Origin of the sequence: Marinilactibacillus piezotolerans (genome assembly GCF_900114235.1) — a bacterium.
GTDB classification, from domain to species: Bacteria; Bacillota; Bacilli; order Lactobacillales; family Carnobacteriaceae_A; genus Marinilactibacillus; species Marinilactibacillus piezotolerans.
Window position 1 is genome coordinate 1 of sequence record NZ_FOSJ01000050.1, and the last position, 15,746, is coordinate 15,746.

General features: G+C 37.4%; 14 protein-coding genes, 1 pseudogene and 1 other annotated feature. Of the genes and pseudogenes, 4 read left to right on the top strand and 11 right to left on the bottom strand.

Going from position 1 to position 15,746, the window contains the following annotated elements; all coding sequences use genetic code 11:
* A partial coding sequence (locus tag BM212_RS10025) for a helix-turn-helix domain-containing protein (protein ID WP_177206430.1) occupies nt 1–245 on the bottom strand: 245 nt, incomplete at its 3' end.
* Nucleotides 246–409: 164 nt separating this feature from the next.
* Nucleotides 410–613: a binding site (T-box leader), on the top strand.
* A 72-nt stretch (nt 614–685) separates the two neighbouring features.
* On the opposite strand from BM212_RS10025, the gene BM212_RS10030 reads away from it, so the two are divergent.
* Both BM212_RS10030 and tyrS read left to right on the top strand, forming a co-directional pair.
* Nucleotides 686–1,207 (top strand): NUDIX hydrolase, encoded by a 522-nt coding sequence (locus BM212_RS10030; RefSeq protein WP_245750961.1) that lies wholly within the window; start codon nt 686–688, stop codon nt 1,205–1,207.
* A 3-nt stretch (nt 1,208–1,210) separates the two neighbouring features.
* Complete coding sequence (gene tyrS, locus BM212_RS10035) at nt 1,211–2,479, top strand: tyrosine--tRNA ligase (RefSeq protein WP_091898356.1); 1,269 nt, start codon at nt 1,211–1,213, stop codon at nt 2,477–2,479.
* 49 nt (nt 2,480–2,528) lie between these two features.
* On the opposite strand, the gene BM212_RS10040 is transcribed toward tyrS, so the two are convergent.
* From BM212_RS10040 to BM212_RS10075, 8 genes are all read right to left on the bottom strand, one after another.
* On the bottom strand, nt 2,529–3,503 hold the full coding sequence (locus BM212_RS10040) for a DUF1002 domain-containing protein (protein ID WP_091898358.1): 975 nt from the start codon (nt 3,501–3,503) through the stop codon (nt 2,529–2,531).
* Between the two features lie 345 nt (nt 3,504–3,848).
* Entirely contained in the window at nt 3,849–4,901 is a 1,053-nt protein-coding gene (locus BM212_RS10045; RefSeq protein ID WP_091898360.1) for an IS30 family transposase, read from the bottom strand.
* A 179-nt stretch (nt 4,902–5,080) separates the two neighbouring features.
* Nucleotides 5,081–5,737, bottom strand: a complete 657-nt coding sequence (locus BM212_RS10050) for an SDR family oxidoreductase (protein ID WP_091898362.1) — start codon at nt 5,735–5,737, stop codon at nt 5,081–5,083.
* A gap of 158 nt (nt 5,738–5,895) precedes the next feature.
* Nucleotides 5,896–6,681, bottom strand: coding sequence for an ABC transporter ATP-binding protein (locus tag BM212_RS10055; RefSeq protein WP_091898364.1), 786 nt, complete (start codon nt 6,679–6,681; stop codon nt 5,896–5,898).
* Between the two features lie 33 nt (nt 6,682–6,714).
* Nucleotides 6,715–7,665, bottom strand: a complete 951-nt coding sequence (locus BM212_RS10060) for an ABC transporter substrate-binding protein (RefSeq protein ID WP_232226910.1) — start codon at nt 7,663–7,665, stop codon at nt 6,715–6,717.
* 35 nt (nt 7,666–7,700) lie between these two features.
* On the bottom strand, nt 7,701–8,723 hold the full coding sequence (locus BM212_RS10065) for a FecCD family ABC transporter permease (protein ID WP_091898366.1): 1,023 nt from the start codon (nt 8,721–8,723) through the stop codon (nt 7,701–7,703).
* Entirely contained in the window at nt 8,720–9,781 is a 1,062-nt protein-coding gene (locus BM212_RS10070) for a FecCD family ABC transporter permease (RefSeq protein ID WP_091898368.1), read from the bottom strand. The genes BM212_RS10065 and BM212_RS10070 overlap by 4 nt, the downstream gene beginning before the upstream one ends.
* Before the next feature lie 29 nt (nt 9,782–9,810).
* Nucleotides 9,811–10,851 (bottom strand): NAD(P)/FAD-dependent oxidoreductase, encoded by a 1,041-nt coding sequence (locus BM212_RS10075; RefSeq protein ID WP_091898370.1) that lies wholly within the window; start codon nt 10,849–10,851, stop codon nt 9,811–9,813.
* 230 nt (nt 10,852–11,081) lie between these two features.
* Between BM212_RS10075 and BM212_RS10080 the strand changes: the two genes are divergently transcribed.
* Nucleotides 11,082–11,795 (top strand): GntR family transcriptional regulator, encoded by a 714-nt coding sequence (locus BM212_RS10080; RefSeq protein ID WP_072693306.1) that lies wholly within the window; start codon nt 11,082–11,084, stop codon nt 11,793–11,795.
* 2 nt (nt 11,796–11,797) lie between these two features.
* On the opposite strand, the gene BM212_RS10085 is transcribed toward BM212_RS10080, so the two are convergent.
* On the bottom strand, nt 11,798–12,997 hold the full coding sequence (locus BM212_RS10085; RefSeq protein ID WP_072693307.1) for an enolase C-terminal domain-like protein: 1,200 nt from the start codon (nt 12,995–12,997) through the stop codon (nt 11,798–11,800).
* Nucleotides 12,998–13,256: 259 nt separating this feature from the next.
* On the opposite strand from BM212_RS10085, the pseudogene BM212_RS10090 reads away from it, so the two are divergent.
* Nucleotides 13,257–14,609, top strand: a pseudogene (locus tag BM212_RS10090) (PTS transporter subunit EIIC); the annotation flags it as partial.
* 86 nt (nt 14,610–14,695) lie between these two features.
* Here BM212_RS10090 and BM212_RS10095 read toward each other — a convergent pair.
* Entirely contained in the window at nt 14,696–15,643 is a 948-nt protein-coding gene (locus BM212_RS10095) for a sugar kinase (RefSeq protein WP_072693308.1), read from the bottom strand.
* Between the last annotated feature and the right edge of the window lie 103 nt (nt 15,644–15,746).

Here is a 15,746-nt window from a genome sequence, read left to right on the forward strand (position 1 = left end):
TTAGGCTTTATCTTAAAACTTTGATAGAGCTCGATCACTTGTCTTTTTGTTTCCTCTGGCACGGCGTGCCTAGCTGCTTTTCCTCTGTTGCCGTGTGAAAAAACAGCTTTTCCTCCTTCTTGATAGTCTTGAATCAATCTGTTAACTTGCCTCATCGAGAGCCCAAGTTCAACACAAGCTCTCTTTTTTTCCTTTCTTTTTTCTGCCACAGCTTTTATTACTTTATATTTCTTATCTTCATTCATCGTTAGTATTATCCTTTTCATGATTTTATTTTATCATTTTGGGACATTTTATGCTTCGACCTACTTAGGACATTATCACGTTCGAACGATATTTAAAAGACTTTTTCTTATCGAAAGTTGACTAATGATTTTTAATAAATTATACTGAAATTCATATATAATGCAAATAAGCGATGAATGGGCATAGTAGTTTATCTGTCACTGTCTTAGAAAGCGAATGGTTGCTGGAAATTCGCACATACAGATCAAATGAAGTACACCTTGGAGCTTTCCTCTACAGGCGCTACCCAGCGTTATGGGAATAAGTGAAAATGGTCTGTTTCGTCCATTTTAATCAGGGTGGTACCACGGCGCTGTTCGTCCCGGTAAAAAGTTTATACTTTTTATGGGGTTTTTTTTATGTTCAAATATTGATTTTTATTGAAAGGATGGTGATAGTATTGGATGAACCTGAATATACTCTGCATTTCGGTGTATATGGTGTAGTAATTGAACAAGGGCATATTTTATGTATTCATAAAAATTCAGGACCGTATAAAAATCGGTATGATCTTCCCGGTGGAAGCCAGGAACCTGGAGAAGGTCTGACTGAAACGCTAGTCAGAGAAGTGTACGAGGAAACAGGACAGAAAGTCAAAAAATATAGCCATCCTAGAATCTATGATACTTTTATAAAACCTCATACAAAATCAGTAACGACTCACCATGTTTTCGCATTATATACAGTTTCACTGCACGAAGAAGTCAGTGATCTTCCTTTATATGTAGCCGATGGTTTAAATGATTCAGACGGAGTTACATGGGTCAAGATAAGTGAATTGAATGAACTAAATGCTTCCCCGCTTATTTTAAAAGTTCTAGATGAGCAGAGTAATAAAGAGACTACTATAGATAAAAGCCGCTATGAACACTGGACAGTCATATATAAAAAATTAAATAATAATCAAAATCAAAGGAGATGAACCATGAATATACTAGATGAATTAGAATGGCGCGGAGCCATTAATCAACAGACAGATGAAGAGGGTTTAAGAGAATTGACAGAGGAAAAAAGTGTCGCTTTATACTGTGGTATCGATCCTTCCGGAGATAGTATGCATGTAGGACACCTAATTCCTTTTATGATTTTAAAAAGATTTCAGTTGGCCGGGCATAAACCCGTCATTGTAATTGGGGGAGGAACAGGATCTATCGGCGATCCAAGCGGACGAAACTCTGAACGAGTACTCCAGACGATGGACAAAATTGTTTCAAACGCTGAAAAATTAAGTGGACAAATGCGTAGTTTATTTGAAGCTGGTTCTGAACATTCTGGAATCAAACTGGTCAACAATTATGACTGGTTAAGTAATCTGAGCTTTCTTGACTTTTTAAGAGACTACGGAAAAGAATTCAATATCAACACGATGTTAGCAAAAGATGTCGTTGCTAACCGCATGGACACCGGAATCTCTTTTACAGAATTCAGTTACCAGATCATTCAGTCTGTCGACTTTTTACATTTGTTCCAGAATGAAGATGTTCAGCTTCAAATCGGTGGATCCGATCAATGGGGTAACATCACAGCTGGTCTTGACTTGATACGTAAAAAAGAAGGTTCTGAAGCAAAAGCATTTGGTTTGACGATTCCTTTACTATTAAAAGCAGATGGAACAAAATTCGGTAAATCAGCAGATGGTGCAATATGGCTAGATCCTGAAAAAACAACTCCTTATGAGTTCTACCAGTTCTGGTTTAATCAAGATGATCGTGATGTCATAAAATACCTTAAATACTTTACTTTCTTATCAAAAGAAGAAATTGATGTTTTAGCAGAACAAGTAGAAACTGAGCCGCACAAACGCGCTGCTCAAAAGGCGCTAGCTGAAGAGATGACTCGTTTTGTACATGGACAAGCTGCATTGGATGAAGCCATTCAGATTTCTAAAGCTTTATTTTCTGGTGAGATTCAAGACCTTACAGCTGAACAGATTGCAGCAACATTCAAAGATGTTCCTTCTTCAGAAGCTACTAAAGGGAACCATAATTTAGTTGAATTTTTGGTAGACGTAACTAATATTGAGCCTTCTCGACGCCAAGCTCGAGAAGATATTAAAAACGGTGCGATCTTAATCAAAGGTGAACGTATTAAAGATGTTGACTATGTATTATCAGAAAAAGACAGTTTTGAAAATCAATTTGTAATTGTTCGTCGAGGAAAGAAAAAATACTTCTTAGTGAACTTAATAGACTAAAATGAAAGCACGTTACTCAAAAGTTAATGAGTAACGTGCTTTTAACTATTTAGTTAAAGAACCCTGAGATAGCCTCCCAAATTGAACGAAAGAAATTTCCTATTTTATCAAATAGACCACTGTCTTCAGCTTCTTGAAAAGCATCACCAAATCTTGAACGAATATCACTGGATAATTTTCCTAACTGTTCTTTTACCTGATCAGAATCAATTGCACCAGTTCGCTGGTATGTCTCAAAGAACGACAACAAACGATCTAGTTGTTCTTGAGAAATCACATTTTGCAAGTTGTTATTTTCCAATGCATCGTTAATGATTCGTTCAATATCTTCTCTTGTTGCCAGTTCTCCTTGTTGTTCTTTCAGCTCTGCTAGCTGTTGTTTGATTTCGACAATCGCCTGATCAAACCTAGAAGTGTCAAATTCTGAATCTCCACTATTTTCCTGTGCAATCTGGTTAGTCGTCTCTAATTCTTCTTGAGCTGCTTCCATACGGTCCTGATCCAGCTCTTCGCCATTTACATCAAAAGCTTTATAGATGCCCGTCAGTGCACTTTCTCCTGTTACGGGACGAATACTAGCGACCATGATCGTTACATCTTCAACACCAGCTGTAATAGCAGCATTAGCATATTGTTCCTGAGTAATCTCTGTAATATCATCCGGCGTTTCAATCAATACATTGACGCCTTCTCCTTCGTCTTCACGTTGTACCAGTACAGACGAAATCATACTTGCTGTATTTCCAGAGCCTGTACCCAGATACGTCTGTAAATCTTCTCCAGTCACCTCTACACTAGCCACATTTTCTATACTATCAATTCCAAGAATATCTGCAGTATCCTGGATTTGAGTTTCATCCAGACCACCACCATACACATAAGTAGGTAATCCCCATGCTTCATCCACGACACTCGTATCTATACCTTCGGCAGCTTCTGCTTTTTCATTTCCAAACAGTGCTATCGATGCCATTGTTGTCATAATTGTTAAAGTTTTAATGAATTTGGTTGTTAATTGTTTCATAATTATACTTCCTTTCAAATAACTATTTTTAATTCTACTGAATCTATTCGTATTATAGCATTCTATATTATCTTTGCACTTATTAGATGAAATCTAAACTGATTCTTAAATTTTGAGATTATCGTATCAGCGTTTTGCTTATTGTGGATGTTTGATTGTATAATCCCTTTTGCTCTTTCATATTCATTTCCTTTTCATAGGTTAAAGCCAAATATTTTTATTCCTCTGTTGTCAAATCAAATGCAACGTTTTACTATTCATAAGACATAACCTATTAGATGGTTAGTTGAAGGGTTTCCCCCATGGGGGGAAATTCACTTTTCGATTCTCTTATGACTCAAGTCTTTATTTCATTAATGATATATTGTCCTGATAGGCTTCTTGAGCGGATACTAAGCCGAGTATGGATCGTACACGCTTATTAATTTTATCAGCCGCTTCTGATATATAGTCAGAAGTAAAATGATGTAGCGATTCGCCTTTTGGTATAAACTCTCTTAACAATTTATTGAAATTTTCGTTGGATCCCCGCTCCCAGGAAGCGTAGGCATGACAGAAGTAAATAGATAAGTGCTCGTTCTCAAGTTCAGATACTTTCGCAAACTCCGATCCATTATCAAATGTAATGGTTTTAAACTGATGAGGACTGTTTCCTACAAGTGTTTGAAAAGCTGATAATACTGTTTCGCTTTTATAATCCTTGATTTTCATCGCTATAGCGAAACGTGTTTTTCGTTCGACTAACGTAATAGCAGCCGGCTCTTCTTTACGGCGTTTTCCCTTTACTAAGTCAGCTTCCCAATGGCCGAATTCTAAGCGGTCTAACACATCTGATGCACGGTCAGAAATGCTAGTACCCAGAACTTTCCTATTTCGTCCTTTTGGACGACTATGCTTGTTTTTTCTTGGTTTTAAACGGTACATCATAGGTAAATCATGTGGTTTGATACACAACTCATTTTTACGAATATAGCGATAGACTGTTTTAAAACAAGGCACTGTTTCTTTAGGGTTCTTTAAAGCATAGGACATCACAAATGTTTTAATATTGTGTGTACGCTCTTTTCCTTTGAAGACACCTTTATGGTGAGCTTTCTTTAATTTATACCAAAAGCGTCCAGAATAAGCTCGCATGCCTTTTGATTGACTGCGTTGTCTATTTTTTAAATAAGTGACTTCACCAAAGTCAGCTATATACTTCTCGACTTTTTTTCCTTGAACAATTTGGACTACGGTACCCCGTTTGATTTCACGTGAAATAGTTGATTTGTTTCGGCTAAGTAACCGAGCAATCTCAGCTTGCTTTTTGTCTTCTTTTAGCCATTGTTCAATCAGTTCACGTTCTTTGAATTTCAAATGCCCTTTAGAATTCTTTGTGTTAAAATGAGTGTGTGACATGAAGATTCTCTCCTTATACTATGTTGTGGTGACTTAAGTATAACGAATCTTCATGTCTTTTTTTAGTGTTGCGTTTCATTTTACAACACACCAAATATTTTTATTTTTCTTCATCATACAAAATACAAAAAAACTTTCTCGAACTATTATCCTAGCTCGAGAAAGCTTTAAAATTCAAATTATAATTCGTTTAACGCTTCTTCAATTTCTTTATCACCCGTTGTTACGTCAAATGACTGTAAGTAAGTGTGGTCATTTTCTAATACTGCTACAATCAATTGCGCAACATCTTCTCTTGGTATCGTCATTGGATCAGTTGCTTCAGTTAGTGCTCTAGTTAGTGATACCTTTCCGATTGCAGGTTTATTTTCAAGCATACCCGGACGAACGATTGTATAGTTTAAATCACTATTCATCAAGAATTTATCTGCATAATGTTTAGCAGCAAAGTATGGTTTCATTTCTTCGCTCCAATTTTCTCTTACATCTGCCTGGAAAGCACTAACCATAACAAAACGCTTGATATTCATATCTTCTGCTGCTTCCATTACTTTTACAGCACCGTCAAGATCAATTAACATTGTTTTATCTGTTCCAGTATTTCCACCAGATCCTGCTGTAAAGACGATTACATCAATATCTTTCATGCTTTTTTTTATATCTGTTACTGAACTTTCTAAGTTACCAAGTCTTGCTTCTATACCTTTATCTTCGAACTTAGCCACTTGTTCTTCTTTTCTTACAAAAGCAACTGGTTTGTAGCTTTCTGTTACATTTAATTTTTCTACAAGGTGAGTTCCGATTTGTCCGTTCGCTCCAACAACTAGTACGTTCATTGTTATAACGCTTCCCTTCATTTTCCATTATATGTTTACTCTAACAAAGTTAAGTAAGAATACCAAAGAGTTCGACTTGATATTTTGTTTAGTGAACTTCTATCTGCGCACTAAGAAGAACGATAAGTGTCTCTTATCGTTCTTCTTAGATCAACCTGTTATTCTATTAACTGATAGCTGAGAAGAGCCGGCTTTCCTGTATGAGGGTCTTCTACAATACTTGCTTCTATATCAAAGACCGCTCGTAAAATGTCCGGCTGCATGACTTCTTCTGGTGTACCAGACTTCATGACTTCCCCTTCACGAATTGCAATAAGATGATCTGCAAATCTTGCAGCATGGTTCAAATCGTGCAGTACCATTACAATAGTCCGCTTATATTTCTTGTTGAGTGTCTCTAAAACTTGCAAGACTTCTAGTTGATGTGCCATATCCAGATACGTTGTCGGTTCATCCAAAAGGAGACAATCTGTATCCTGCGCAAGCGCCATTGCAATCCAGACTCTTTGTTTTTGTCCCCCAGATAATGAACTGACTGAACGATCTGCTTGATTGAGTAATTGCGCTTGATCTAATGCCCAATGAATTTTTTCCCAGTCTTTTGTTTGTAGCTGCCCAAATCCTTTTTGATAGGGTGCCCTTCCATATGACACTAATTCTTTCACTGTTATGTCCTCTGGCGTTTGTGGTGCTTGAGTCAATATTGCTATTTCTTGAGCGATTACTTTCGTAGCTTGTTTATGGATTGATTTCCCATCCAGGGTTACACTTCCATTCGCTGGTTTCAGAAGCCGGGCGATAGTTTTTAATAACGTTGATTTGCCACAGCCATTAGGCCCAATGATACATGTAATCTTAGATTCTGGTATTTTTAATGATAGATTATTTAATACTTTTCGCTTTCCATATCCAATTGACATTGCATGTGATTCAATCTTCGTCATATACTCAGCTCCTCTACAGCTCAGTTGAGTTTATTACTGAACACTATTTGTTATGCTTTCTACTACATCATCCATTACTTGTTCACTAGCTATCGGACCGTAATATAACCAAGAAGTTTCTGGTCCAAACTCATAAACCTGCTCATTTTGTACCGCAGGAATGTTTTGCCACAAGCGATCTTCGAACATTTCCGCATTAGGTCCATCACTATTTACAAAGAACAAATGATCAACATCCATTTTTGCTAATTCTTCTAAAGAAATAGCTGCCCAGTCTGCATCACTTGAGAGTTCTGAAACAACTTCCGGGACTGCAAGTCCTAAATCTTCATATAAAACTGCCCCACTTGAACGTTTGGGATGGACAACAAACAAACTATTGTTTACCATCCATATGGCTGCAGCCGACTCTCCGTCTGCTACTTTGGCCAGTTCCGATGCCTTTTCTTCTGCTTTTTTCTCGTAAGAATCCAACACTGACTTCGCTTTTTCTTCTTTTCCCAAAACTTCTCCAATTTCTGTCAAAGTTTCTCGCCATTCAGTCGGGCTAGAATTAAGTACATAAGTTGGAGTAATCTGAGCATATTGGTCATACATATCTGGTTCAATAGCATCACGTACAATCATTAAATCTGGCTCATATTCTAATACCGATTCATAAGGTAAATCGTGGGGAATCAACGGCACCCCCACTAGTTCATCCTGAAGGTATTCCTGAATACTTTCTCCGTCGTATACTGACCACTGAGCAACTGGAATAACATCAAGCGCAACTAGGTAGTCTTCTAAATAGGAAGCTAATACTTTCTCAGGATTATCAGGAATTTCAACTTCATTACCCAGTTTATCTGTCATAACTTTAGATGCCGAGTTTTCTGTTGTTTCCTCTAATGATGTTTCTGAAGAATCTGATTGATTACTTCCGCAAGCGGATAACGTTAGTCCCAATACTAGCAACACACTACCTGACAAAATTTTCTTCATTCTATTTTCCTCCATTTGTTTTATAGATATTTAATTTAACTTTCGCTATTGACTAGTAAGTATAAGAAATATGGCGCTCCCAAGACTGATACAACTAATCCAACTGGAACTTCTGATGGTGCTAATAAGTTTCTTGATATACTATCAGAAATAAGCAAAACCAAAGCACCAATACAAGCAGCAACTGGCAGTAATCGTTCATGCTTATTCCCAACTAATTTTCTTGCAATATGCGGTGCCCCTAATCCTAAAAAAGAAATTCCGCCGGCAACTGATACACTAGCTCCTGCTAGTGCCACCCCAATGGCAATCATCTTGACTCTTTCTAGTTCAATCGACACCCCTAATCCGACTGCCATCTGATCTCCAAGCTGTAATATATTCAGAATTCGAGATTTATAAATACTGATTGGAATCAAGAAAATAACCCATGGTAATAAACTAAAAACGGCTGGCCAATGTGCATTCCATATGGATCCTGAAAGCCAGATTGCTACTTGATTAAAATCACTTTCATCCATTCTGAGCTGGAGCATTGTCAGTAGCGCTCCAAATCCTGCATTTACGCCTATTCCGACTAATACCATTCGAATAGGCGTAATGCCTTTTTTCCATGCAATCACATAAATACTGAAGGCTGCAATAAGCCCCCCAGCAAATGCTGCAAAAGGCAAGCTGATTACATTGATTAGACTTGACGAATTTATCTGACTAGAACGAATTGTTAAAAACACTACAACTGCTAAGCCTGCTCCTGAGTTGATTCCTATAATCCCCGGATCGGCAAGCTCATTTTGCGTAATCCCTTGAAAGAGAGTTCCAGCCACTCCTAAGCTAGCACCGGCAAGTACTGCAACCAATAACCTCGGTAATCGAAATTCTATCAGTAAAAGTTGATTTCTTTTCGTACCTTTCCCAATCATCGTTGCCCAAATATCACTTAATGAGATTGACAGATATCCGGTAACTAAACTAAAAAGGCCAATTACCACAATCAGGAGAATTAGAAAGAACAGGAAGCTTTTATAATTTTTAGTTAGAGTATTTTTAAAATTCATTTCCAGCCTCTCCCATCTCTTCTTGCTAGAATTAGAAAGAACGGTACCCCGATTAGCGCAGTGAGTGCTCCTACAGGAGTTTCATAAGGTGGATTGATTACTCTCGCCACAATGTCTGCAGTAACTAAGAGCCAAGCACCGAAGATAGCAGAAAATGGTATAATCCAACGATAATCCATTCCAATCAACTTTTTAGTAATATGCGGTATTACCAGCCCTATAAATCCAATTGTTCCAGAAATCGAAACAGCTGTACCTGTAAGGAGTAGTACAACAAGGATGCCTACCGTTCTTATTACTCCTAACCTCTGTCCTAACCCTTTCGCAACTTCATCTCCAAGACTCATCAAAGTCAAAGGTCGAGACAATCCAATTGAAAAAACAAATCCAACAACTGCTACAATAGCTGCTAAACGAACACTTGCTAAAGAGACGCCTGCTATTCCCCCGGCATACCAGAAACTAATATCTCGGTTAACATTAAAATACATTGCCAGCATAGTGGATGCCGACTGCAGTAGAGCGCTAACAGCTGCTCCTCCTAAAGCTAATTTTACTGGGGTCAAACCTCTTTTAGAAACCAGTCCAATTGAGAATACTAGTCCTGCTCCTAATCCTGCTCCCAAAAATGCCCATATAATTAATCCACCCTGACTCGTTTGTGGAAATAACGCAAAAGCAACCGCTACCATAAAGCCCGCTCCTGAACTCACACCCATAATAGATGGGGAAGCTAGTGGATTACGAGTCAATCCTTGCATAATTACGCCGGAAATTGCTAGAAAGGACCCTACTAAAGCAGCTGCTATAACTCTCGGAAATCTCAAATCATACAAAATCAGATGATCCGTATTCTGATCATCAAAATGAAGTATAGCTTCTCTGATAATCGACCAATCTATATCCGCGGCTCCATATGAAATGGAAAAAGTCATGGTTCCAAATAATACCAGGACCCCTATCAGAAAAAAGGCAGCAGCTGAACGCGAATGAAATCTTTTAAGAATTCTTTTTTTAGTTTCTTCTTTATTTAATTCTTGTTTTCTGATCTGTTCCATAATTATTCCTTCTCTAGTCGACGAACAATCTACAGATAGTAACGTTCTTTCATTTCTTTATTCTTTTCATCAAATACTTCATTATGGGAAGAGACTTTTGCTTTTTCATCCGCACTTGGGTCTAGTGACTGCTTGATTTGATTTACAGCATTAGCGGCATCGTTATATGCTCCTGCAATCAAACGAACTTTTCCATCGAACTCCAGAATATCTCCTATAGCGTATACACCTTCAACCGCTGTCTGGGCTTTAGCAGATCCTTCAATGTAATAATCATCTTTCAATTGAAAATTCAAGGCAGGGTCATGATGAAAATTCAGATCATTATCAAATCCAATGTTTACAACTAATTCGTCTAAATCAAGAATAGTATCTTCATCAGTCTGATCATTTCTTATTTTAATAGAAGTGATAAAACTTCCTGTCTGATCAGGAATAATTTCACTTACTAACGAATGAGTATGTACTGTTACAGCTGATTCTATTAATTTTCTATAATTAAATTCATGGGCTTTGAACTTGTCATTCCGATGGACGAGATGAACTTCATCAGCAATTTCTACAAGGTTGTTCGCCCAGTCAACAGCTGTATTACCTCCGCCCACAATTACAATTTTTTTACCTTTAAAGGCATTTAACCGATATATATTATAATGCAGATTCTTTTCTTCAAACTTAACGTCATACTGTAAGGGAAGTTTTTTGGGATTAAATATTCCTCCTCCCGTAGCAACAATTATTCGTTTACTTAAGAATCGATTTCCAGATTCACTTTCTGATGCAAACAAACTATCAGCCGTTTTTTCAAATCTACTTATTTTCTGGTCTAATATCACTTCTGGATTAAAAGCACGCCCCTGTTCAACCATTTGATCGATTAAATTAGCCCCTGTTGTTGCAGGAATACCCCCAACATCCCAGACTAGCTTTTCTGGATAAAAATTAATTTTCCCACCTAATGTTTTCTGTGTTTCAACAATCCTAACGTCCAGATCCCGCATACCAGCATAGAATGCTGCATACAATCCAGCAGGACCGCCACCAATAATAGTTATATCTTTTACCGACATTTATGTAAGCCCTCCCTTACACTGAAAACCCGAATGAGAACGATTATCACTTGCATCTCTAGTTATATCATTCACAATCATAAGTGTCAAGTTCTAGGGAAATGCTAAAGATAGGTCTACCATTTTTACTTTCTCTTTTAATTTATACATTTAGCTTATATAATTTGTTAAAGTGCTATATGCGTTATTTATTTAAACTAATCAAAAATAGTTTGTAAAAGGAGTAAAAAATGAAAAAAAGAGAATTTGTGATCCAGGATTTATTGAGTAAAATTTATCAGGAACAATTTAAGGACGGAAAACTACCTAATCAGCGAACGATGGCCCAATCTTATCAAGTTTCAAGATATACCATACAAGAATCCATTAAAACTTTGGAAGAAATTGGAATTATAGAGACGGTACAAGGTTCAGGAATGTATGTAAAAAAACAGTTTCAGATGAATCCATTGATTTTCAATACTTTGACTCGTACCCCTTACGAACGAATCACCTCAAAGTTTTTGAGTCTAGAAAAGAAAAAATCTACTCCGGAAGAGGAGCAGATTTTCCAATTAGATAACTCAGAAGATATTTGGACATTCGAGCGAGTCAGGATTGTTGATTATAAAATTGAACAGATCGAGCGCTCTAAAATGCCAGTTTCTATGTTTCCGGACTTGACTGAAGAAATCATTGAACAGTCTATTCAGGAATACGTATTGAGTAAGAAATATTCTATTTCACATTATATTACAAGCTACAGTCCAACTCTGCTGACAAAAAAACAATCAGAACTATTAATGTCTAAGCGAAACACCCCCGCTATGCGGATTGAAAACAGATGTTTACTGAAAAATGGTAAAGTCTATGAATACAGTGAATTGACAGCTATTGATTATACCTGTACTTATATTACACCATTTGATAAAAAAGGGCATCAAGCCCGAAGAACGAATATTTAAACTTATGGTGTAAACAATGTCCCATCCGGTAAACGACTTTGCGTCCATTCATGCGGACGATAAACAACCGGAAACTTTTCTGCCATCTCTTCATCAAACCCTACTCCGATACCTGGACGATCAATTGGATAGAAATATCCTTTTTCCGGTGTTGGTGCATTCTTAAATAGAGCTTTCGTATTGTCTTTTAAATCAATATTTTCTTGAATTGCCGCATTATGCAGGTGAATATTCAAATGAGTATTTACAGCTAATCCGATTGGTGAAATATCTGATGGTGTATGCCATGCAACGCGAACACCGAACGCATCACATAAGTGTGCCAGTTTGATCGCCGGGGTAATTCCTCCAATTTGAGAAATATGAACACGAAGATAATCCAGCTGCTGATTTTTAATGATTGATTTCCACTCCATTGGATTGTTAAATAACTCTCCGATCGCAATTGGCGTTGCTGTCTGGCTTCTGACTTGACTCAGCCACTCTGTTTGGTCCGGAGGTAAAATATCCTCTAAAAAATATAAATTATAAGGCTCAGACTTTTTGGCAAACTGCACAGCCTGGTTAGGATGTAACCGTTCATGGACATCATGCAACATCTGAAAAGAATGTCCATACTTTTTATCAATTTCTTTGAACATTTTAAGCGTAGTATCCATGTATTCCTGCTGATCAAAATAACTGCCTTCTAAGGCATCAGCAGGCGCTTTTATACTTTCAGCTGTTCCACCATAAAACCCTAACTGACAGCGAATATAACGATACCCTTCATCCATATATTGATCGATCTGCTTAGTCAGATCTTCCATATTCTCCGCTACTGCATGAGTATATGCAGGAATGGCCGTTCTAGATTTCCCGCCTAAAAGTTGATACAGCGGCATTTCCGCTAGTTTTCCCTTGATATCCCATAATGCCATATCTATTCCGGAAATCGCGTTATTCAATACTGGCCCATTACGCCAATAAGCATTCACATACATCAACTGCCATAGATCTTCGATTTCATTCGCATCTTTTCCAACTAGTAACGGTTTTAAATATTCATCTACAATCGTTTGTACTGCTTTGGGCCTAAACTGGAAAGTCGCACAGCCATATCCAACTACGCCCTTGTCCGTCTCCACTTTTACGACCACCAAATTATGTCTATCAGGTTTTATGCCGTAGCTTTTAATGTTAGTTATTATAGTAGGGATCAATTCACTACTTCCTCTCCTATCTAATCTGTACTCTATTAGTATTAGAACACGAAGAATAGAACGCTGTCAATTTGGACTGATAAACATTCACTAACCCCCTTAATACCAGTCCAATTAACTTGAAATATGTATTAAAACCTTTATTTATAAGGATTAAGAGTAGTTATTATCTATTTTAGGACTGGTTTACTAACAGAAATATATTTGTTATGATTTTATTTGTAAACGGACACATCTAATTGGGGAAAGGAAGAGGTTTATGAAACATCATGATGTTGCGAAACGCATCATTGAAAACGTAGGAGGAGCAGACAATATTCAAAATGTCTGGCATTGCATGACTAGATTGAGATTCAAATTGAAGAATTATGATATAGTCAATCACGAAGCCTTAATGAAAGAACAAGCCGTTGTTGGCACAAATCATAAGAACGAACAGTTACAGATTGTTATTGGAACAAATGTAAATGAATATTATGAAACTGTGGCTTCAATACTTGGTATGGATACTGAGGATTCTTCAACAGAATCAAATGAACCAGCTGAACGCAAAGGTATTATTTCTACATTTATGGATATTGTATCTGGAGTCTTCGGACCCATCGTACCTGCTATTGCTGGTGCAGGTATGATCATGGGATTGATGTCTGGATTAAGCGCATTAGATATTATAAGCAATGAATCACACACTTATATCGTAATCGATATGATCTCTAAAGGTGTATTTACTTTCTTGCCATTCTTCGTAGCGGCTTCCGCTGCTAGGATATTCAAGACTAATCAGTATCTTGCTATCGCAATTGCTGCAAGTCTTCAAGTACCTGCTATGACTGACGCAGTAGCAGAAGGCGTTATTGATCAGTTCAATTTGTTTGGATTCTTACCAGTACCAGTATTTAGTTATGCCGGAACAGTTATCCCGATCATTATTGCAGTATGGGCATTGAGCCATATTCACCGCTTCATTGATAAAGTACTTCCTGAAGTATTGAGAACGGTTTTCACACCTACGCTTTCACTATTTATTGCAGGTATTCTTACACTCGTTGTTATTGGACCTGCAGGAATTTATCTAGGTAACTGGTTAGCAGCCGGAGTGGAATGGTTATTCGGAGTTTCTCCTATCCTAGCCGGTATTGTAGTTGGTGGAATACGTCCAATCGCTGTCTTTACTGGTTTACACCATGCTATGACTCCAATTGCTCTACAGAACTTCGCAAATCAGGGATATGATATGTTGATGCCGATGATGTTCATGGCAAACATTTCAATCACTGATGCTACAGCAGCAATGTATTTGAAAGTAAATACTAAAGAAGAGAAAAGCATTGCGATTTCTGCCGTTGTTTCCGGTTTCTTAGGAATAACAGAACCAGCATTATTCGGGGTTTTAACTAAAAATGCCAAAGCATTTATCGCAGCAACTGTCGGAAGTTCAGTTGCATCTGCATTCATTAGTTTCTTTGGAGTAAGAATCTATGGATACATCCTATCAAGTGTTTTCAGTTTGCCAGCTTATGTTGGTGAATACTTTATCTTTATTATATTAGGAATTGTCATTGCATTCGCTACTGCATTTATCATTACGTATCTTCTGGTGCCTAATGAATCTGGAACTAGTAAAGCAAAATAGTAACTATTTAAAAATAAAAATCTCTTAATTACCATGACCGAGTCAGGTAGCTAAGAACCCTTTTTTTATCTATTATTATGTTTCAAATACTGATCCAGTTCTTCTTTTGTAGGCAAGCCTTCATTATCTCCAGCATGCTGAACTTGTAAGGAACCAATAGCGTTGGCACACGCCGCTGCTTCTTTCCAGTTTAATCCTTCAAGATAGGCATGTAAAATCCCTACCGCAAAGCCATCTCCTGCACCAACTGTATCGATAACTTTTTCAACTTTAAATCCTTGGATATTGATTGTCTCTTTACCTTTTTCTGTTACATAAGCTCCTTGGCTTCCGCTTTTCGTTATCACCACATTAGCACCGTTTCTTATATAAAATTGTGCAATAGCTTCGACATCAGATGAACCGACTAAAGTTTCTCCTTCTGATATTCCTGGTAATACAACATCCGCATATTTTGCTAGAGCATTTAAAACTTCCAGCATTTCCTGTGTCGATTTCCATAAAGCAGGTCTTAGATTAGGATCGAACGTAATAAAAGTTCCAGCAGATTTTGCTTTCTGCATCAGATATTCAACCGCTTCTCTTACTGAATGACTTAAAGCAGGTGGGATCCCCGTTACATGCAATACTTTTACATTATCAAAGTCAATGTTTTCTACATCCTTTTTAGAAAGTGTGGAAAATGCACTAGATTTTCTATAGTAGGCCGTATCTGGATCATCATCTTTCACTTTGTTCTTCAACATAAGCCCCGTATTATAATCTTTATCAAAAGACACATAATTTGTACCTATAGACTCCTTTTGCAGTGCTTCAAAAATAAATTCTCCGATTGGATCTTTACCAAGCTTTGTTATGTACTCTACTTGATGACCTAATCTAGAAAGACCTATTCCAACATTGATTTCTGCACCTGCGACGGATTTATTGAATGTCACTGCCTCTTTCAATGATCCATATTCTGTCGCTGAGAATAACCCCATCGGTTCTCCCAATAATAGTACATCTGTCATTATCCCACCTCCTCGTATAATAAGTATGTAGTTAAGAATTGTTCTTAACTTAGTTGATGGATTAACTGTTTGAAAGAATGGAGCTTTCTCCCCCATGGGGGAG

Coding starts and splice junctions, on each gene's coding strand:
- tyrS (WP_091898356.1), top strand. CDS start 1,211: ATGAATATACTAGATGAATTAGAATGGCGCGGAGCCATTAATCAACAG.
- BM212_RS10040 (WP_091898358.1), bottom strand. CDS start 3,503: ATGAAACAATTAACAACCAAATTCATTAAAACTTTAACAATTATGACA.
- BM212_RS10045 (WP_091898360.1), bottom strand. CDS start 4,901: ATGTCACACACTCATTTTAACACAAAGAATTCTAAAGGGCATTTGAAA.
- BM212_RS10050 (WP_091898362.1), bottom strand. CDS start 5,737: ATGAACGTACTAGTTGTTGGAGCGAACGGACAAATCGGAACTCACCTT.
- BM212_RS10055 (WP_091898364.1), bottom strand. CDS start 6,681: ATGACGAAGATTGAATCACATGCAATGTCAATTGGATATGGAAAGCGA.
- BM212_RS10060 (WP_232226910.1), bottom strand. CDS start 7,665: ATGAAGAAAATTTTGTCAGGTAGTGTGTTGCTAGTATTGGGACTAACG.
- BM212_RS10065 (WP_091898366.1), bottom strand. CDS start 8,723: ATGAATTTTAAAAATACTCTAACTAAAAATTATAAAAGCTTCCTGTTC.
- BM212_RS10070 (WP_091898368.1), bottom strand. CDS start 9,781: ATGGAACAGATCAGAAAACAAGAATTAAATAAAGAAGAAACTAAAAAA.
- BM212_RS10075 (WP_091898370.1), bottom strand. CDS start 10,851: ATGTCGGTAAAAGATATAACTATTATTGGTGGCGGTCCTGCTGGATTG.
- BM212_RS10080 (WP_072693306.1), top strand. CDS start 11,082: ATGAAAAAAAGAGAATTTGTGATCCAGGATTTATTGAGTAAAATTTAT.
- BM212_RS10095 (WP_072693308.1), bottom strand. CDS start 15,643: ATGACAGATGTACTATTATTGGGAGAACCGATGGGGTTATTCTCAGCG.